This is a genomic window from Streptomyces sp. NPDC006259 (assembly GCF_042870975.1).
GTDB lineage: Bacteria > Actinomycetota > Actinomycetes > Streptomycetales > Streptomycetaceae > Streptomyces.
The window spans coordinates 213,811-231,139 of record NZ_JBIAHY010000001.1 but is presented as its reverse complement, the minus strand read 5'-3'; the positions used below and the strand labels follow the sequence as shown (position 1 = coordinate 231,139).

General features: G+C 73.3%; 17 protein-coding genes and 1 pseudogene. 13 read left to right on the top strand and 5 right to left on the bottom strand.

Translation table 11 applies throughout. From position 1 onward, the window contains the following. Positions 1-31: 31 nt before the first annotated feature. Complete coding sequence (coaE, locus tag ACFYO5_RS01060; RefSeq protein ID WP_356569248.1) at positions 32-658, top strand: dephospho-CoA kinase; 627 nt, start codon at positions 32-34, stop codon at positions 656-658. Between the two features lie 69 nt (positions 659-727). Continuing rightward, complete coding sequence (locus ACFYO5_RS01055; protein ID WP_356569246.1) at positions 728-1,108, top strand: tetratricopeptide repeat protein; 381 nt, start codon at positions 728-730, stop codon at positions 1,106-1,108. Between the two features lie 31 nt (positions 1,109-1,139). Here ACFYO5_RS01055 and ACFYO5_RS01050 read toward each other — a convergent pair whose 3' ends face one another. After that, positions 1,140-1,406, bottom strand: coding sequence for a DUF6343 family protein (locus ACFYO5_RS01050; protein ID WP_388702744.1), 267 nt, complete (start codon positions 1,404-1,406; stop codon positions 1,140-1,142). A 232-nt stretch (positions 1,407-1,638) separates the two neighbouring features. On the opposite strand from ACFYO5_RS01050, the gene ACFYO5_RS01045 reads away from it, so the two are divergent. The 7 genes from ACFYO5_RS01045 to ACFYO5_RS01015 all read left to right on the top strand — a co-directional run bounded on the left by ACFYO5_RS01045 (position 1,639) and on the right by ACFYO5_RS01015 (position 9,097). Further along, on the top strand, positions 1,639-2,316 hold the full coding sequence (locus ACFYO5_RS01045; RefSeq protein ID WP_388702742.1) for a class I SAM-dependent methyltransferase: 678 nt from the start codon (positions 1,639-1,641) through the stop codon (positions 2,314-2,316). 86 nt (positions 2,317-2,402) lie between these two features. After that, entirely contained in the window at positions 2,403-2,852 is a 450-nt protein-coding gene (locus ACFYO5_RS01040; protein WP_388702740.1) for a DoxX family protein, read from the top strand. A gap of 44 nt (positions 2,853-2,896) precedes the next feature. Beyond that, positions 2,897-3,607, top strand: a complete 711-nt coding sequence (locus ACFYO5_RS01035) for a uracil-DNA glycosylase (RefSeq protein ID WP_356569237.1) — start codon at positions 2,897-2,899, stop codon at positions 3,605-3,607. 984 nt (positions 3,608-4,591) lie between these two features. Further along, positions 4,592-4,978, top strand: a complete 387-nt coding sequence (locus ACFYO5_RS01030; RefSeq protein ID WP_388702737.1) for a hypothetical protein — start codon at positions 4,592-4,594, stop codon at positions 4,976-4,978. A gap of 630 nt (positions 4,979-5,608) precedes the next feature. Next, positions 5,609-7,495, top strand: coding sequence for an FUSC family protein (locus ACFYO5_RS01025; protein ID WP_388702734.1), 1,887 nt, complete (start codon positions 5,609-5,611; stop codon positions 7,493-7,495). A gap of 579 nt (positions 7,496-8,074) precedes the next feature. Further along, positions 8,075-8,764 (top strand): DUF899 domain-containing protein, encoded by a 690-nt coding sequence (locus tag ACFYO5_RS01020; protein ID WP_388702732.1) that lies wholly within the window; start codon positions 8,075-8,077, stop codon positions 8,762-8,764. A 156-nt stretch (positions 8,765-8,920) separates the two neighbouring features. Further along, on the top strand, positions 8,921-9,097 hold the full coding sequence (locus ACFYO5_RS01015; RefSeq protein ID WP_356569229.1) for a hypothetical protein: 177 nt from the start codon (positions 8,921-8,923) through the stop codon (positions 9,095-9,097). 42 nt (positions 9,098-9,139) lie between these two features. Here the strand turns inward: ACFYO5_RS01015 and ACFYO5_RS01010 are convergent, their stop codons facing one another. From ACFYO5_RS01010 to ACFYO5_RS01000, 3 genes and pseudogenes are all read right to left on the bottom strand, one after another. Then, positions 9,140-11,014, bottom strand: coding sequence for an ABC transporter ATP-binding protein (locus tag ACFYO5_RS01010; protein WP_388704680.1), 1,875 nt, complete (start codon positions 11,012-11,014; stop codon positions 9,140-9,142). 244 nt (positions 11,015-11,258) lie between these two features. Continuing rightward, positions 11,259-11,702 carry a hypothetical protein gene (locus ACFYO5_RS01005; RefSeq protein WP_388702729.1) on the bottom strand — a complete coding sequence of 148 codons (444 nt, stop codon included), beginning with the start codon at positions 11,700-11,702 and terminating at the stop codon, positions 11,259-11,261. 380 nt (positions 11,703-12,082) lie between these two features. Further along, positions 12,083-12,775: pseudogene (locus ACFYO5_RS01000) on the bottom strand (ATP-binding protein); the annotation flags it as partial. A gap of 256 nt (positions 12,776-13,031) precedes the next feature. Between ACFYO5_RS01000 and ACFYO5_RS00995 the strand changes: the two are divergent. The 3 genes from ACFYO5_RS00995 (at position 13,032) to ACFYO5_RS00985 (ending at position 15,082) form a co-directional block, all read left to right on the top strand. Continuing rightward, on the top strand, positions 13,032-13,892 hold the full coding sequence (locus ACFYO5_RS00995) for a helix-turn-helix transcriptional regulator (RefSeq protein WP_356569225.1): 861 nt from the start codon (positions 13,032-13,034) through the stop codon (positions 13,890-13,892). After that, positions 13,893-14,168, top strand: coding sequence for a DUF397 domain-containing protein (locus ACFYO5_RS00990; protein ID WP_356569224.1), 276 nt, complete (start codon positions 13,893-13,895; stop codon positions 14,166-14,168). A gap of 101 nt (positions 14,169-14,269) precedes the next feature. Beyond that, positions 14,270-15,082 carry an SAM-dependent methyltransferase gene (locus tag ACFYO5_RS00985; RefSeq protein WP_388702726.1) on the top strand — a complete coding sequence of 271 codons (813 nt, stop codon included), beginning with the start codon at positions 14,270-14,272 and terminating at the stop codon, positions 15,080-15,082. 138 nt (positions 15,083-15,220) lie between these two features. Here the strand turns inward: ACFYO5_RS00985 and ACFYO5_RS00980 are convergent, their stop codons facing one another. Further along, positions 15,221-16,636 carry a PLP-dependent aminotransferase family protein gene (locus tag ACFYO5_RS00980; protein WP_388702723.1) on the bottom strand — a complete coding sequence of 472 codons (1,416 nt, stop codon included), beginning with the start codon at positions 16,634-16,636 and terminating at the stop codon, positions 15,221-15,223. A 113-nt stretch (positions 16,637-16,749) separates the two neighbouring features. Here ACFYO5_RS00980 and ACFYO5_RS00975 point away from each other — a divergent pair, with 113 nt between their 5' ends. Beyond that, positions 16,750-17,256, top strand: coding sequence for a carboxymuconolactone decarboxylase family protein (locus tag ACFYO5_RS00975; RefSeq protein WP_388704677.1), 507 nt, complete (start codon positions 16,750-16,752; stop codon positions 17,254-17,256). The last annotated feature ends 73 nt before the right edge of the window (positions 17,257-17,329 follow it).

The following is a 17,329-nucleotide window of genomic DNA, read 5'->3' as shown; positions in this document are numbered from 1 at the left end:
TGCGTCGGCGGCAGGCCCTAAGCTTCCCGTCATGCTGAAGGTGGGCCTGACCGGTGGGATCGGCGCCGGCAAGAGCGAGGTGTCGCGGCTGCTCGTCGAGTGCGGCGCCGTACTGATCGACGCGGACCGTATCGCGCGCGAGGTCGTCGAGCCGGGAACGCCCGGCCTCGCCGCGGTCGTCGAGACCTTCGGCGAGGGCGTCCTCGCCGGGGACGGCGGCCTCGACCGGCCCGCGCTCGGCTCGATCGTCTTCGCGGATCCGGGCAGACTCGCCGCGCTCAACGCGATCGTGCACCCCCTGGTCGGCGCCCGCTCCCGGGAACTGGAGGCCGCCGCCCCCGAGGACGCCGTCGTCGTCCACGACGTCCCCCTCCTCACCGAGAACGGGCTCGCCCCCCTGTACGACGTGGTGGTGGTCGTCGACGCCGACCCCGCTACGCAGCTCGACCGGCTGGTGCGGCTGCGCGGAATGACGGAGGCGGACGCCCGCGCGCGAATGGCCGCCCAGGCGACCCGCGAGCAGCGCCGACGGATCGCGGACATCGTCATCGACAACGACGTACCGCTGCCCGACCTGGAGCGCCGCGTGAAGGACGTGTGGGCCGACCTGGTCCGCCGGGCGCAGGCGCCCGGGCGGGACGGGGAGACGTCCGGCTAACGGTATGTACCAGGAATAGGGGCCGCCGCCGAACGCGTTGAACGCTGTGAGTGAGGGAAGGAACCTGCCGTGCCCGAAACCAGCGGTTCGACCGGACGTTCTCCGGAAACGCACGTCATCGACTTCCGCGCGGCAGAGCAACTGCTCGCCGCACGGGATCCGCGCGGCGCGGTGAAACTGCTCGACGGTGTCATCGCCGCGTACCCCGAGAACACCGCCGCCCGGCTGCTGCGGGCGCGTGCCTTCTTCGCCGCCGCGCAACTGCGGCCCGCCGAGCTGGAGTTCACGATCGTCCTGGAGCGGGAGCCGGACAACGCCTTCGCCCACTTCGCGCTCGCCCGCACCTACGAACGGCAGGGCCGCCCCGACCAGGCCAAGCGGCACTTCCGCCTGGCCGCCGCGCTGGACCCGAACCCGCAGTACCTGAAGGCGGCCCGGTTCGACTCCTGAGGCCCCTGGCCTTCGCCTCCAACGGCCGCCCTCAGCGGCGGCGCTGCTCCGGCGGCCGGTACGGCGGGATGCCGGGGCCCGGCTGATAGTGGGGCCCCTCGCGCAGATGCCTGAGGATCACCGACAGATCGACGGTGATCACCAGCCACAGCACCCCGCAGGCGACCGCCCACCCCGGACGCCCCACGAGCGCGAACGCGACCGTCCCGAAGATCGCCCAGAGCAGCCCCCACACGCTCAGCCACAGCCGCACCCTCAGTGCACTGCGCGCTGTCACCGGCTCACTGCCCGTACGCATCGGATCACCGCTCCTCCTCGAAACGTACTCCTCGGGTCGGACGTTCTCCAGCGGGGGTTCTGGCGTTCTCCGGCGGGGCGGCGGGGCGGCGAGGCCGTGACCGCAGCGAGGCAGGCGCCGCCAGGTGTTCGGCACCTTCGTCGAACGTGTTGCCCTCACTCGAACGGATGAACCGGCGGAGCGGGGGAACGCCCGTGCGGGGGCGGGCCGTTGGGCGGGTATGAGGCTTGAAATGCGAGAGGGACACGAGGGGACGGGCCCGGGCACCATCACCCCGGACGGCTGTGCGGTCGAGCTGTACAGCCGCCTCCCGGTGGGCGACGAGCCCGACATCATCACCGCCGCCGTGCCCGCGGGCGCGCGCATCCTGGAGCTGGGCAGCGGCGTCGGCCGCATGACCCACCCGCTCCTGGAGCGCGGGTTCACGGTCACGGCGGTCGACGAGTCCGCCGAGATGCTCGACCGCGTCCGAGGGGCGCGCACCGTCTGCGGTCCCATCGAGGATCTGCACCTGGACGAGACCTTCGACGTGGTGTTGCTCGCGTCGTTCCTCGTCCACGCCGGGGACGAGGAGGTCCGGCGCGGCATGCTGCGCACCTGCGCCCGGCATGTGGAGGAGGAGGGGTGTGTGCTGATCCAGCGGGAGGGCGAGGACTACCACACCGACCTGCCCCGGGAGCGGGTCGATCCGAGCGGTTTCACCTTACGGATCCTGTCGGCGGACCCGGTCGGCGAAGGCGTCAACTCGGTGCGCGCGGAGTATGTGTTCCCGGACGCGATATGGACTCAGACATTCCGCGCACGGCCCCTGACGGCAGAACAGTTCGAGGAGGCACTGGCGGAGGCGGGACTCAGGGTGGACCGGTATCTGACGCAGGACCGCGTCTGGGTGAGGGCGGTGAAGCGATGAATCGCGGCGAAGACCGATGAGTTCACGGCGGGGGAGCGGTCTTTCTCTCCGACAGCACAACGGACCGCTTTCCCCAGGAGACCTCGATGTCCGAGACCACGGCCCCCCTCCCCGCCGCCGCTTCCGCCGGCGCTGAGTCCCTGACCGCCGGGCGTCGACGTGCCCGCATCGCCCTGCGCGGGCTGGAGGTGCTGCTCGCCCTCTTCTACGGGATCGCCAGCGCACTGCCGAAGCTGATCGCCCACCCGTCGGCGGCCGAGGGCTTCGACAAGCTGGGCTGGGGCCACACCGGCATGTACGCCATCGGTGTCCTCGAACTGGCCGGCGCGATCGCCCTGCTCGTCCCGGTGCTCCGGTCGGTGGCCGCGATCTCGCTGGGGGCGCTCATGGTGGGGGCGTTCATCGTGACGATCGTCGCCATGGACGGGGAGAACGCGGCGACGCCCCTCATCATGCTCGTCCCGCTGGGCCTCATCGCCTGGGCCCGACGCGACTCCCTGAAGGACCTGCTGCGGCTGGTGCGGCGCACAGCGTGACCCTCTGACCCTCGTGGCCCCGGCGCCCGTCCTAATGTGGACCCATGGACCCCGACGAACCGCTGGCTCCGCACCCCCTTCCCGCCCTGGACCGGCGGGTCGCGGGGTGCCGGGCCTGTCCCAGGCTCGTCGAGTGGCGGGAGGAGGTGGCCCGTACGAAGCGGGCGGCCTTCGCCGACTGGACGTACTGGGGGCGGCCGGTGCCGGGGTTCGGTCCGGCCGATGCGCGGTTGCTGATCGTGGGGCTGGCCCCGGCCGCGCACGGCGGGAATCGCACGGGACGCATGTTCACGGGCGACCGTTCCGGAGACGTGCTGTACCAGGCGCTGTACGACGTGGGGCTCGCCTCCCAGCCGACCTCCGTGTCCGCCGACGACGGCCTCGCCCTGTACGGCGTGCGCGTCACCTCGCCCGTGCACTGCGCGCCACCCGCCAACAAGCCGACCCCGAGCGAGCGGGACACCTGCCGGTCCTGGCTCGTCCAGGAACTGCGGCTGCTGCGGCCGACGCTGCGGGCCGCCGTCGTGCTGGGGGCGTTCGGCTGGCAGGCCGCACTGCCGGCGTTCGCCGAGGCGGGGTGGGCCGTGCCCCGGCCCCGGCCGGCCTTCGCGCACGGGACCCGGGTGCCGCTCGACGGCCTGGACCTCTTCGGCTGCTTCCACGTCAGCCAGCGCAACACCTTCACCGGCCGTCTGACACCGGAGATGCTGCGGGAGGTGCTGAGCAGGGCGGCGACGGCGGCGGGGCTGAGCTGACCGGCCCGTCGTACCGGACCGTGCCTGATCGGCCGGGGAAGGAGTCCAGGTGGACGGGTCTTCGGTCGGCTGCTCCCCGGGCAGGTGCGGCACCGTGAGCGATAGCCGGCCCGTACGTGGCTCAGGGCGTGGATGCGGGCGCCGGTGGGGTCGCCGGAGGCGGTTCGCGCTCGGCGACCAGCGCCTCACCCGCGAGGAGCTGGACGGCCTCACCGAGGCGAACCGGTCACCTCGCCTCGTACGGCTTCGGTCACCTCGCCTCGTACGGCTTCGCGGTGTTCGGTGAGCAGCTCGGCCACTTCCGGCGGCGGACCTGGAGTACGCGCCGTGCCTGACTCATGGTTCCTCCTCCTCCGGGACGGTCGAGAGGGCCGAGTCGCCCGATGGGGCGTGGTGGTGCGACAGGCCCGAGAGGCCCGGCCCTGCGCCCGGCTCGGCAGTCCCGCCAGGCCCTCCGCCGAGGACGGCAGTCCCGCCAGGCCCTTCGCCCAGGACGGCATCCCCACCAGGCCCTCCGCCGGGGTCCGGTGGCCCGTCGCCCATGCGCCGTGTGTGCCCCCGCAGGAACTCTTCGCAGCGTTCCGCCGCCTCCACCCGCTCCGCGCGGTACAGACGCGCCGGGGGCGCGGTGCGCCCTCGGGGGTCCACGCTGATCCGGTCCGGCGGGCCCAGCAGCCGGTGCACCAGGGCTCCCGTCCAGCCGCGCATCCGCAGGCCGGCCAACGACACGTACCGCCGCTCGTCCTCCGCGTACCTCACCGTCTCCCACTCCCCCCGCGACCCTGCCCCTCGTCACACTCCGTGACGGCACCTCCCATTCAAGCGTGCCCCACTGACAATCGGCCTCGCCGCGATATCCGCTGGACGGGCGCGGGCCTCGGACGGCACTCTTCCTCCATGCGCACCAAGTACCTGGGCCGTTTCACGGCGGCGGAGTTCTAGCGGGCCGCGCCGGAAGGTCCGGCGGGCCCCTGGAGGTCCGTCATGTCCCGCACCGTTCACCACGTCAGCCTTCGACACCGCAACCACCGCCCCGCCGCCGGGTCGACCTGCGGAGCAGGCCTGCGCTCCGGACACGTGCTCGTCCAACTCCGTCTCACGGCCGAGGAGTCGGCCCGTGCGCGGCGGGAGGGACGCCGTCCGCGCCCCGTGCCCGTCCGGCGTGCCTTCATAGCCCGCACCTATCCGCGCTCCCTGAACGCGGAGGTCGACGGCCCCTACGAGTCGCGTGCCCGGGCAGCCCTGGCCGTCTTCCGCACGACCGCCCGCAACCGCCTGCGCGCGGCCCCGCCCGGCGCCCTGGTCGACGTCGCCGAGGACCTGGACCACCCGCCGACCCGCCACCGCCACCGGAACCTCTGGGAGTTCTGACGGGAGTGGCCTTTCCCCGTGCCACCACCGACGACCTGGCCGCCCTCCCTCCCCGGCATCCGCGCTGTCGCTCCCGGTGGCTCCGATGCTCGGGTACACATCACCCGGACAGCGGCTGGGACCTGGCCGTCCAGTAGCCGGGGGCGCCTTGACCGTTTCCGCCACCGAGGCCGGGCACGCGGTGCTCGCCGCGTGGGGGAGTGGGTGGCGCGAGAGGAGGGCCTGGTGGAGCGGGCCGCATCGAGTGGCGCCGGCGTCCTCGTGGACCGGGCCGGGCTGAGGGACGCCGGCGTCCTTGTCGGCAGCTCGCCCACGGCCGCGTCCCGGAGGCGCTCGACCGGATCCGCGCCTTCATCGAGGAGACGGTGCCCGGCGCCAGAGGCCACGCGCGCGTCCGGAGTGGCGCCCGGCACAGGCGCCCGGGCGGTTGCGTTCATAAAGAAACCGGGATCCGGCCCAGCCGTCACCTTCCCGAAACGCTGCCGTCCCCCCTTCTCCCCGATCGACCCGTACCGTGGAGACACAGCCCCAGCACCAGCGTCAGCATCAGCACGAGCACCAGCAGCCACCACCCAGCCCCGGTCACCGTCGCCCGAAGGCGCACTCCCGCCCTCGTCCGAACGGAGCCATGTGTCCCCGCGTTCCGCCGTTGCCGTTCGCACACTCTCCGCCCTGCCGCCCTGGCTCGCGCACGCCCTGCGGGCCCAGCGGGGACCCGTTCCGTGGAGCGCGGTCGTACGCGGCGCGCTCGCCGCCGGGCCGCTCCTGCTCACCGCCGTCCTCGCCGGCCACACGTCCCTCGGAGTCGTCGCCGCGATCGCCGCCATGCTCGCCGGGATCAACGACCGTCCCGGCAGCCGGCGTGCCGCCGTCCGGCGGCTCGGGGCGCCGGCGCTCGCCGGAGCGGCCGGACTCCTGGTCGGGACGTACGCCGGGGACCACGTCGGCGCGGTCGCGCTGACGCTCGTCCTCACCGCCCTGGGCCTCCTCGCCGGCGGCGCGAGCGCCATCGGGCCCGTCGCCTCCGGGGGCGGGACCCAGCTCCTCGTCGCCGCGGCCATCGGCGCCGGGATGCCGCTGCCCGACAGCGGCTGGGCACGGGCCCTGGCCTTCCTCGCCGGCGCCGGATGGCTGATCGTGCTCCGGCTCGCCCTGCCCACCCCCGGCGCGCTGGCCGGAGACTTCCGTTTCGACGGGGAACGGGCGGCCGTGGCCGGCGTGTACGAGGCCGTCGCCGCTCTCCTCGACGCCGTCGGCACCGGGCACGCCACCGCCCGCCGCGCCGGCCTCACCGCCGCTCTCGACCACGCCGAGGACGCCCTCGCCGGACCCCGGCTGCGCCGCTACGCCACCTCCGCCGAACGCCGGCTGCACACCCAGTACGCCGCCGCCCTGCCCCTGGCCGAGGCGGCCACCGCCCTCGCCTGGGCCGGCGCCCGCCTCACCGGCCGGGCCGCCGAGGGACCGCGACGCCTCGCCGCCGCCGTACGGGAGAGCACGACCACCGGGCCGCTGCCCGCGCCCGCCCGGTCCGCGCCCGCGCTGCGCGCCCTCGACGACGCCCTGCTCCAGGCCGCCCACGCCTTCGACCAGGGCGACGGAGCGGACCTGCACACCCGCCGGCGCGGCGTCCGCGACCTGCTGCGGACCGCGTTCGGAGCCGGCGGGCGGGAGTACGGGGTGCGGGTCGCCCTCTGCTTCGGCGCCAGCGCCGCCGTCGCGCAGGCACTCCACCACTCCCACTGGTACGGGCAGCACACGCACTGGTACTGGCTGCCCGCCACCGCCGTCTTCCTCGTCAAGCCCGACCTGGGGCCGCTGGTCTCGCGGGTGCTGTGCCGGGCTGCGGGGACCGTCCTCGGGGCGCTGATCTTCGCCGGGTTCGCCGCCGTGCTGCCGCACCCGGAGGGGCTGGTGGCACTGGTCGCCGTCTGCGGGGCGCTGGTCCCCGTCTCCACCCGGCACTTCGCCGCCCAGACCGCCGTCGTCACCGTCCTCGTCCTGTCGCTCGTCATGGTCGGCGGGGAGCCCCAGGCCTCCGTCGGGCGGATCGGGGAGACACTGCTGGCCTGCGTGATCGTGTTGATCGTCGGTCATCTGCCGATGCCGGGGGAGCGCGGCGGGCAGGTGCGCGCCCGGCTCGCGTCCGCCGCGGGCGCCGCGCACGCCTACCTCGTCCATGTGCTGGACGGCTCGGACGGACCGGACGACCGGGCCGCCCGCTGGACGCTGCGCCGCGAGGCCTACCGGGCGCTCGCCGAAGCCCGCGCCGCCATCGCCCTCGCGGCCGCCGAACTGCCCGCGCTGGCCCGGCACACCGAGGGCACCGACGAGGTGGCCGCCCTCCTCGAACGCCTCGTCGACACGACCACCGCCGCCGCCGTCCACCTCGACGACACCGGCCGGATCGACCGCCGACACGGCGACCGGCTCACCGAACTCCTCGAAGAACTCGCCGCGCACCGTGAACGCCTGGGGCTCCCGACAGGCGTCACAGGCCGGGCCGTCGCGGTCTGACCGGGCCCCGGGCGAGTTGTCCACCCGTCGGCCGGGCCCGGTTGCCGTCGCCCTGGACGGTGACACCGCGCCGGCGAACGGCGGTGGGCCGAACGAGCTGTCGTGCGGCCGGGCCAAGGCCGGGACACCGTGCGCGACCCGTCCCGGCCGGTGCGCCGACATCCTCCTGGTCGATCTCGCCGACCCGCGCACCCGGCCCGCACACCAGGCCTGTACACCCGGCCGCACACGACCTGCCGCGCCCCCCGTCCACCGCGCCCGCTCCTCGGACGCCCGCACCACGTTCGTCGACGACCGGATCCTCATGCGCGGCCGCGCGCCGCTCACTGTCGACGTGCCGGGGCCGTGAGGGAGTCGGGTGACCGTCCGAACTGCCCGCGCGCGGATCGACCACGGCCCGGCCGGCGTATCCAGGCGTGCGACACCTGGGGAGCGGGATCACGAGAGTCGTGCGGCAGCGATGAGTTCCGCGGCGTGCGACGCCTGGGGAGCCGGAACGAAGAAAGTCGTGCGGCAGCGATGATTTCCGTGGGCGGCACCGGTCACCACCCGGAACGCACCGCTGCACAGGAGGGGCCCATGTCGCTTCCGGAGATCGTCTCGCGCGAACGATGGCGCACCGCGCGCGAGGAACTGCTGGCCAAGGAGAAGGCGGTGACACGCGCGCGGGACGAGCTGAGCGCCGAGCGACGCGGACTGCCGATGGTCGAGATCGCCGAGGAGTACGTCTTCGACGGCGGCGACGGCAAGGCGACCCTGCTGGACCTCTTCGACGGACGCCCCCAACTCGTCGTCCACCACTTCATGTTCGCGCCCGAATGGGAGGCGGGCTGCCGCGGCTGCTCGGCCTTTCTCGACCAGGTCGGCCACCTCGCCCATCTGAAGGCCCGCGGCACGTCGTTCGTCGTGGTCTCCCGGGCGCCCTTCCCGAGGATCCTGCCGTTCAAGGCGCGCATGGGGTGGATGCTGCCCTGGTACTCCTCGCACGACAACGGCTTCAACCATGACTTCGAGGTCACTCAGGAACAATCCGGACAGTTCGTGGAGCGGTCCGGCCTCAGTTGCTTCCTGCGGGACGGCGACCGCGTCTTCCACACCTACTCGACGCATGGGCGAGGTCTCGACGGGCTGGGCTCGGCCACCAGCCTCCTCGACCTGACGGCCCTCGGGCGGCAGGAGGGGTGGGAGGAGCCGAAGGGTCGGGCGTCGGGCCTCGGCGCGCCCGCGGGTGGCGCACCCGTTCGCTATCACGATGAGTACGAATTCTGACGCGGACAGTAGCTGAAGCGTTCAGAAGGTGACCGGATCCTCACGCTCCGCGTTGAACTTGTGTCAACTACGTCTCAGTCGGGTCACTGCCCGAGGCGTTCCACCTTCCGACAGCGTTAACTCCTACAGGTACAACGCTTATCGGAGGTGTGCGAGATGGTGAACGGGCGAACAGTGCTCGAACGCTTTCCCGCGGGCGGGCCGCGCGGGTCGTGGCCCGCGGAGGAGTTCGCGCGGGCGCGGCGCATGGAGGGACTGGCCGCCGAGGTTGTCATGGACCTCGCGACCGACACGTTCCTGGTGGTCGTCCGCGGCGGCGAGGCCACCGACTGACGCCGCGGTCAGCCCGTCCTCGGCCACCGACCGACGCCGCGGTCAGCCCGCCCTCGACGCGGGCACCGGGCCCGTCGACGGGCTGGTGAACTGCTCCGCCTGAAGCGCGTACAGCTCCGCGTACACCCCGCCCTTGGCCAGCAGCTCCCCCGGGGTTCCGGACTCCACGAGCCGGCCCTGGTCCAGCACGTGCACCAGGTCCGCGTGCCGGACCGACGCCAGCCGGTGCGTGATCAGTACGACCGTCTGGCCGCCGTCGGCCAGCGCGCGGATCTTCTCGAAGACCTCCAGCTCGGCCCGCGCGTCCAGGGCCGCGGTCGGCTCGTCCACGATCAGGATGCGTCCGCGCCGGTACGCCGCCCGCGCGATGCCCAGCCGCTGCCACTGACCGCCGGACAGTTCGTGCCCGCCGCTGAAGTGGCGGGCCAGCAGAGTGTCCAGGCCGCGCGGCAGATCCGCCACCACCTCCTCCGCGCCCGCCTCACCGACGGCGTCGGCCAGCCGCTCGTCCGTCAGCGGCTCCGATGAACGGCCGATGGCCACGTTGACACGGGCCGTGAACGGCCACCGTTTGAAGTCCTGGGCCACCATCGCGACGCGCTCCGCCAGCCGGCGCCGGTCGGCGTCGGCCGCGTCCACGCCGTCCCACAGAATCCGCCCCCCGTCCGGCCGGTACAGCCCCGCCAGCAGCTTCACCAGGGTCGTCTTGCCGGAACCGTTCTCCCCGACGAGCGCGATGATCCGGCCGAGCGGCAGGGTGAGCGTCACGTCGTCCAGAGCGGGCCGGGCCGACTCGCCCGGATAGCCGAAGGAGACGTTCTCGAAGCGGATCTCCCGCGGATCCTCCGGCAGGGCGCTGCCGCCCTCCGGGATCGCCCGTTCGGCCGCCTCGACGTACAGGCGTTGCAGATCGCCCACGAACAGCGCCTCCTCATGGAGCTGGTTGACCTCCACGACCAGCGTGTTCAGGCTCGCCGACCCGCCGCGGATCGCGATGACGGCCGTACCGGCCACCGCCAGCGCCATCGTCCCGGTGAGCAGCAGACCGCCGAGCGTGGCGTACGTCGCCAGGGTGGCCAGGCCCGTCCAGGCCGCCGCGAAGAGGCCGGTGCGGGCGGCGAGCCGGGCCAGGCGGGCCTGCTCCGCCTCCGCGGTCTCCGACATCGCCCGGAAGTGCCGCAGCAGGAAGGGGCCGACTCCGTGGACGCGGATCTCGGGCGCCGCCGCCGGTTCGGTGAGCAGGCCGGCGAGCAGATGGCCCGCGCGCGCGTGCTGCACCCAGGTGTGGAAGGACTCGTACCGGCGCCGCGCGTTCGTCAGGGCGCTCCAGGCGCTCGGCAGCGTCATCGTGGCCAGCAGGGGCAGCAGCAGCGGGTGCAGGACGGTCAGCACTCCGGCGGCCGCGATCAGGGAGATCGTCGCGTTCACCACGCGCGTGCCGTGACTGATCATGTACCGGCTGGACCGGGCGCCGTACTGCGCGGTGTCCAGCAGCTTGTGGAAGGCGTGGTCCTCGATCGCGGCCAGTTCCACGGCGGCCGCCCGCTCCAGGTACTGCTCGGTCGCCACCCGCTCCACCTTGGGCTCAAGACGCCCGGTGGCGTAGGTCGACGCGGCCCGCAGCACGGCCGACAGAAGCAGGACGGCGCTCACGACGGCCAGTGCGGGCGCCGCGCCGCGCAGCCGGTCCTCGATGGGGCCGCCGGCGATGAGCCGGCCCAGCACCGTGTTGACCGCGAGCAGGCTCACCGCCTGCGCCACGCCCCGGCCCAGCTCGGCGGCGACCACGATCCGGGCCGCTTGCGGATCGGCCTGCCGGGCCAGGCGCAGACTGGCGGACAGCAGGGACGGCAGCCGGGTCACCATGGCGCGGAGATTCAGCTCCAGGAAGGCGTCCTGGTGCTGGTTCCAGCCCATGTCGTAGCGGAGGGGGCCCCCGAAGAGCAGGCGCTCCGACTCCGACACGTCGCGTTCGTCGTCATCCTTGTGTTCCGGCGGCTTCCGCACCCTCGGCCTCCCCCGATCGTGGACGCACGGCCACTATCGCGGGCGGAACCGCCGGAGGGCAGGGCGCGGAAGGGTGCCGGGCGCCGCGCGCGGGCGTGCGCCGTCGGTGCGGGAGGAGTCGATCGGGATCGTGCACCGAGCGCGGTGGCGCGCGTCACGCGCTGATCGGCCGTGACCAGGTGGGCTGGGTGTCCGTGAGGCGGCACAGGGTCAGATAGAGGGGGATCGGCGGGGTGTACGGCAGGGTGCCGTCCGGCCGGTGGATGAGGCCGGGGACCTGCGGCGCGTCCGGCACGATCGCACCCGTGGCGTACCGGGCGGGGGCGGGCCAGTCCAGGGCGTAGTCGGAGTCCGAGGGGACCAGCCACCACCAGTGCGCCTCGTCGGCGTACACGCAGCCCACGCGCGGGAGGCGGGGCAGGGCCAGCGAGCCCAGCCGCGCGGGGACGGCGACGGCGTCACAGCCAAGCGGCGCCGTCATGCCCTCCGGGACCGTGAGCCGGTGCGCGGCCCGCGGGGCCCCCTCAGTGGGGCCGCGGCTCAGGCGGACGAGCGTGTCCAGGGTGAGCACCCCTATCCGGCCGGGGGCGGCGTTCACGCCGTGTCCCGGTCGCGCGCTGGGAGGCCCAGGGGGTCCGCGACGGGGTGCGGGCGCGAGGAGGGCACCGCGCTCGTCATGTCGAGGGCGTGGTCGGTGTGGTCGGCCGGTGTCGAGGGCCCGCCGGTTCCCGGGCCACGGTGCCACTGCGGCGCCACTCGGGACAGCGGGCCGTCGGACAGCCGCGGGAGCCGGCCGAGAGGGCCGCTCGACCGGAGGTCGGCACGGCCGTCGGTGGCCGGGGTGTGGTGGGGCCGGTACGGGTGGCCGGGGGCACGGGCCCCCGTGTGGCCTTCCGTGGGGTGCGCCCGGTACGTCGGCTCGGCGGGTCCGGGGCCACGGTGCGCCGCGTCCGCCTGGTCGCCCTGCTCGGCGGGGGTCTCACCCTCGTCGTCCGATCCGTCGGCCGGGCCCGGCTTCGGGCGGGCGCCCCAGCCGAGGTCGGCGCGCGGCGCGGGGGCCGGGGGCGCGGTCGCCGGATGATCGGCGACCGAGGCGGGGAGGTCGTCGTGTCGCTCGGGGGAGTCCGGGTGGGACGCGCCGAGGTCGTCGTGTCGCTCGGGGGAGGCCGCGCAGGACGTGGGCTCCGCCCGGCGAGGCAGGTCGGCCCAGACCAGCAGTCCGGGACCGTGTTCCTGTGCGCCCCAGGACTGACAGAGGGCGTCGACGAGAAACAGGCCCCGCCCGTGTTCTTCGTCGGGTCGCTGCGGTGAGGGATGCGGCTCGCCTGGCGCGCAGCCTTCGTCGCGCACGGCTATGCGCACGAGGTCGTCGCCGTCGTACAGCTCGCAGACGACGACACCGCTCGCGGTGTGCACGATGGCGTTGGTGACCAGCTCGGATATGACCAGGGCAGCCGTGTCGCAGGTGTCCTCGCACACCGACCAGCCGGTCAGCCGGGCCCGAGCCAGGCGTCTGGCCTGGGCAGGGGAGCCCGGATGTGCGGCCAGCTCGAATCGGAACCGACGCTCGGCAGCGGCCTGGTCAGGGCCGGCTCCCGGGGCGGCACCGAGACCCTGGGGGTGGCCTGCGGCGTCTGTTCCTAAGGGCGCGGACGGAATCACGCTTGCCACTATCGCCCCGCCATGAACACTTGGCAAGTGTCACTCTGAAAAATGCAGAGTGCTGTGTGACGCCGTGAAGGGCCGTGGCACACTGCTCGCAACAGCACGTCGGACGGCGCCAGTTGGGATCACCGGAGATCCGTAGTTATTCGTACGCATCTTCGAATCAGGTCTTCACGTGGCGCCGCTGGGCTGTCGGGATTCTTTTCGTGACCGGCCGACCGGGCCGAGCGGCCCATCGGTCGGATCTGGGTGGAGGTGGAGCGTGAGCGAACCGCGGTCCGCGCCGACGGTGGGACAGGTGGTCCTCGGCCGGCGCCTGCTGGACCTGCGGGAGCGCGCCGGGCTCAAGCGCGAGGAGGCCGCCCGGATCCTCCGTGTCGCGCCCGCCACCGTCCGCCGTATGGAGATGGCCGAGGTCTCGCTCAAGATCCCGTACCTCCAGCTGCTGCTGAAGGCCTACGGCGTCACCGAGACGGAGGCCGAGGGCTTCGTCCAGCTCGCCGAGGAGGCCAACAGACCCGGCTGGTGGCAGCGTTTCCACGACGTCCTGCCCGGCTGGTTCTCGATGCACGTCAGCCTGGAGGGCGCGGCCGCCCTGATCCGCCAGTACGAGCCGCACTTCGTGCCCGGCCTGCTGCAGACCGAGGACTACGCGCGCGGGGTGCTGCGGTCCGGAGCCATCGGCCAGACCAGGCCCGAGGACATCGAGCGCCACGTCGACCTGCGCATGCAACGCCAGGGGCTGCTCACCCGTGAGGACGCGCCCCGGCTGTGGGTCGTCATGGACGAGACCGTGCTGCGCCGCCCGGTGGGCGGCCCGGAGGTGATGCGCGCGCAGATCGACAAACTGCTCGACGCCACGAAGCTGCCGAACGTGACCCTTCAGGTCGCCCCGTTCTCCTCGGGGCCGCACCCCGGCACGTACGGGCCCTTCGTGCTGTTCCGATTCGCCATGCCCGAACTTCCGGACATGGTCTACAGCGAGTACCTGACCGGCGCCGTCTACCTGGACGCGCGCACCGAGGTGGCGACCCATCTCGAGGTCATGGACCGCATGGCGGCGCAGGCCGCCACGGCACATCGCACGAAGGAGATCCTCCGGGATCTCCGCAAGGAGCTGTGAATGGATCGCATCAAGTCCCCGACCAGGCCGCGTGGCCGCGCTCAGCGGATCTACAACGGCATGCCCGCGGGGGAACTGGGCAGCGAGGGCTGGCACAAGCCGTGGAGCGGCGGCAACGGAGGCAACTGCCTGGAGGCCATGAAGCTCGCCGACGGCCGGATCGCCGTCCGCCAGTCCACCGACCCCGACGGTCCGGCGCTGATCTACACCTCCGACGAGATGACGGCCTTCATCGAGGGAGCGAAGGCAGGAGAGGCGGACTTCCTGGTGTCCTGAACCCACCCACCTGTTCCTTCTTCCTGCGCATTGCTTGTTCGACTTCCTTATCTTGGTACTGACTTGATCATTATTCGTGTCACATGTTCATGGAGTTCCTCATGACCGGGCAGGACCCCACCGGCACCTTCGAGATCGACACCAGCAAGCCCCATCCCGCGCGGATGTACGACTGGTACCTCGGCGGCAAGGACAACTACCCCGTGGACGAGGCGATGGGCCGGCAGATGCTGGCGCTCGATCCCCGCGTCCCGGTCATGGCCAGAGTCAACCGGGCGTTCATGCACCGTGCCACGCGCTGGCTCGCGGGCAACGGCGTGCGGCAGTTCCTGGACATCGGCACGGGCATCCCGACCGAGCCGAACCTGCACCAGGTCGCCCAGCAGGTCGCGCCCGACGCCCGCGTCGTCTACTGCGACAACGACCCGATCGTCCTGGCCCACGCCGCCGCGCTGCTGCGCAGCACGCCCGAGGGCGTCACCGAGTACCTCCAGGCGGACGTGCGTGACCCGGCCGCCATCATCGAGGGTGCCAGGAAGATCCTGGACTTCGAGCGACCCGTGGCGCTGTCCCTGATCGCGCTGCTGCACTTCGTCTCCGACGAGGACGGGGCCCACGAACTGGTCGACCGGCTGCTCGCCGAACTCCCCTCGGGCAGCTGCCTGATGATGACCCACGCCACCGCCGACTTCACCCCGGAGGAGTCCGCGGCGGCCACGGCCAAGCTGAAGGCGGTCGGCGTCACGCTGGCACTGCGCTCCCGCGAGGAGTTCGGCCGCTTCTTCGACGGGCTGGAACTCGTCGAACCCGGTGTCGCGGTGGTGCCCGAGTGGCACCCCGAACTCGGCGAGCCGGTACCGGGGCAGGAGGACGGCGTCATCCCCGGCTACGGGGCGGTGGCACGCAAGCCGTAGACGTGTGGTCGTGGGGGGCTTCACGCACGCGTGAAGCCCCCCACACGCAACCATTGGCCGGACGCAGGGCGACCCGTGGGCGCAGCCGGGCCGGCGACGTGCGCAGGTCGGGCCAGGAGCCGGCCGGGGCCGCCGGCCCTATGGGAGCAGGCCGCACAGTGCGTCCAGCGCCGCCCCGTACGCGGGATCGGACGGCGTCGCGTACCCCACGACGAGACCGTCCCGCGTCTCCATGGCCGTCTCCGGGTGCCGGAAGCCGGCCAGGCCGTCCAGCGCGACACCGCGCCGGGCGGCCGCCTCGACCGTGGCCCGCTCGGTGCCCGGCGGCAGCCGCAGCACCACGTGCAGCCCGGCCGCGACCCCGGTGACCGCGACGCGCGGCGCGTGCGCGGCGAGTGCCGCGACCAGGCGGTCCCGGCGCCTCCGGTAGCGCTGTCGCATACGCCGCACATGACGGTCGTAGGCTCCGCGGACGATGAAGTCGGCCAGAGCCAGCTGGTCCGGGACGCTCGCCCAGGCCTCCCGGTCGCCCTTGGCCGCCAGGACGTCGCCGACGTACCGCTGCGGCAGCACCATCCAGCCCAGCCGCAGCGCCGGCGACAGGCTCTTGCTGACCGAGCCGAGGTGGATCACGTGCTCGGGATCCAGGCTCTGGAGCGCGCCCACGGGCTTGCGGTCGTAGCGGAACTCGCCGTCGTAGTCGTCCTCCAACACCACCGTGCCACGCGCGCGTGCCCAGTCGATCACGGCGGCCCGGCGGCTCGCGTGCAGCGGACCGCCGGTCGGGAACTGATGCGCGGGAGTGAGGAGCACACCCCGCTCGCGCCCCAGCAGGTCGACGCGCGCCCCGTCCTCGTCGAGGGGGAGCGGCGCCGTCCGCACACCCGCCGCGCCCAGCAACTCCCGGTGGAACCCCAGCCCGTACGCCTCCACCGCCAGCGGACCGCGCAGCACGCCGCCACCGCCCTGGCCGAACAGCAGTCGCAGCGCGTGCGCGAAGCCGGAGCAGATGACGATGCGGTCGGGCTCGGTGCGCACACCACGCGCGCGGGCCAGGTACTCGGTGAGCGCCTCCCGCAACTCGCGGCGCCCGGCGGGATCACCCGGACCGAACACCTCGTGGGGCGCCTGCTGGAGCGCCCGCCGGTAGGAGGCCAGCCAGGCCGTGCGCGGGAACGCCGACGCGTCCGGGCTGCCCTGCCGGAGGTCGTGCCGAGGGCCACGCGCGCGTGGAGGCACGACAACGGGCGTCCGTACGGCGTGTCGCAGGGGTTCGGCGCGATCGGCGACCCGCGTCCCCGACCCCTGCCGAGCCGTCAGCCAGCCCTCCGCCACCAGCTCCGCGTAGGCGTCGGCCACCGTGTTGCGGGCCACCCCGAGATCGGCGGCGAGCGAACGGTACGGCGGCAGCCGGGTGCCCGGAGGAAGCCGACCGCCGCGCACGGCCTCGCGCAGCGCCCGGATCAGCGCGGCCCGCCGCCCGCCCGGACCGGACAGCTCCAGATGCAGGTCGACACCGATCCGCTCAGCGGAATTGACCCACGATTCCTCCATGGAACTGCACCCTACAGAAGGTCTATCCGGCCCCTAGATTGATCTGCATGACGACGAACACGATCGCCCCCCGGACGACCGACGGCGCCCCCCTGTCCCCCGAGAACGCCCCGATGCCCACGACGAGCCGTCCCCTGCCCACCGCCGCGATCGCCGCCGCCGAAGCCTCCCGGAACCGTCTGGACCTCGCGAAGTCCGCCCGTAGGACGTTCCGCGCGCTCGTCGGCTTCGACGCCGCCGCCCGCGAGGGACTCGATCCCGCCCTCGTCGAGCTGATCCAGATCCGCGCCTCCCACCTCAACCACTGCGCGTACTGCCTCCACATGCACACGAACGACGCGCGCCAGGCCGGCGAGAGCGAGGACCGCCTGCACCTGGTCCCCGTCTGGCGCGAGGCCCGGCACTTCTACACCGAGAAGGAGCAGGCCGCCCTGGCCCTGACCGAAGCGGTCACGCTGGTGGCCGACGCAGGGGTCCCGGACGACGTCTACGCCGAGGCCGCGGCCCGTTTCGACGACGAGGAACTCGCCCAGGTCCTGGCGCTCATCTGCACGATCAACACCTGGAACCGGATCGCCCTGGCCACGGCCAAGGTGGCGGGCACGGACGAGCGCCGCTGAGCCGGTCGGCTGTGGAGTAGATCGGCCGTGGAGTGATCGGCCGTGCAGCGGTCGCCGTGGAGCGGTCCACTGC

Excerpts from the sequence above, each read along its gene's own strand:
- ACFYO5_RS01045 (WP_388702742.1), top strand. The coding sequence starts at position 1,639 with ATGCGAGAGGGACACGAGGGGACGGGCCCGGGCACCATCACCCCGGAC.
- ACFYO5_RS00990 (WP_356569224.1), top strand. The coding sequence starts at position 13,893 with ATGGATCGCATCAAGTCCCCGACCAGGCCGCGTGGCCGCGCTCAGCGG.
- ACFYO5_RS01020 (WP_388702732.1), top strand. The coding sequence starts at position 8,075 with ATGTCGCTTCCGGAGATCGTCTCGCGCGAACGATGGCGCACCGCGCGC.
- ACFYO5_RS01040 (WP_388702740.1), top strand. The coding sequence starts at position 2,403 with ATGTCCGAGACCACGGCCCCCCTCCCCGCCGCCGCTTCCGCCGGCGCT.
- ACFYO5_RS01015 (WP_356569229.1), top strand. The coding sequence starts at position 8,921 with ATGGTGAACGGGCGAACAGTGCTCGAACGCTTTCCCGCGGGCGGGCCG.
- ACFYO5_RS01010 (WP_388704680.1), bottom strand. The coding sequence starts at position 11,014 with ATGGGCTGGAACCAGCACCAGGACGCCTTCCTGGAGCTGAATCTCCGC.
- ACFYO5_RS01035 (WP_356569237.1), top strand. The coding sequence starts at position 2,897 with ATGGACCCCGACGAACCGCTGGCTCCGCACCCCCTTCCCGCCCTGGAC.
- ACFYO5_RS00975 (WP_388704677.1), top strand. The coding sequence starts at position 16,750 with ATGCCCACGACGAGCCGTCCCCTGCCCACCGCCGCGATCGCCGCCGCC.
- ACFYO5_RS01030 (WP_388702737.1), top strand. The coding sequence starts at position 4,592 with ATGTCCCGCACCGTTCACCACGTCAGCCTTCGACACCGCAACCACCGC.
- ACFYO5_RS00985 (WP_388702726.1), top strand. The coding sequence starts at position 14,270 with ATGACCGGGCAGGACCCCACCGGCACCTTCGAGATCGACACCAGCAAG.
- ACFYO5_RS00980 (WP_388702723.1), bottom strand. The coding sequence starts at position 16,636 with ATGGAGGAATCGTGGGTCAATTCCGCTGAGCGGATCGGTGTCGACCTG.
- coaE (WP_356569248.1), top strand. The coding sequence starts at position 32 with ATGCTGAAGGTGGGCCTGACCGGTGGGATCGGCGCCGGCAAGAGCGAG.
- ACFYO5_RS01050 (WP_388702744.1), bottom strand. The coding sequence starts at position 1,406 with ATGCGTACGGGCAGTGAGCCGGTGACAGCGCGCAGTGCACTGAGGGTG.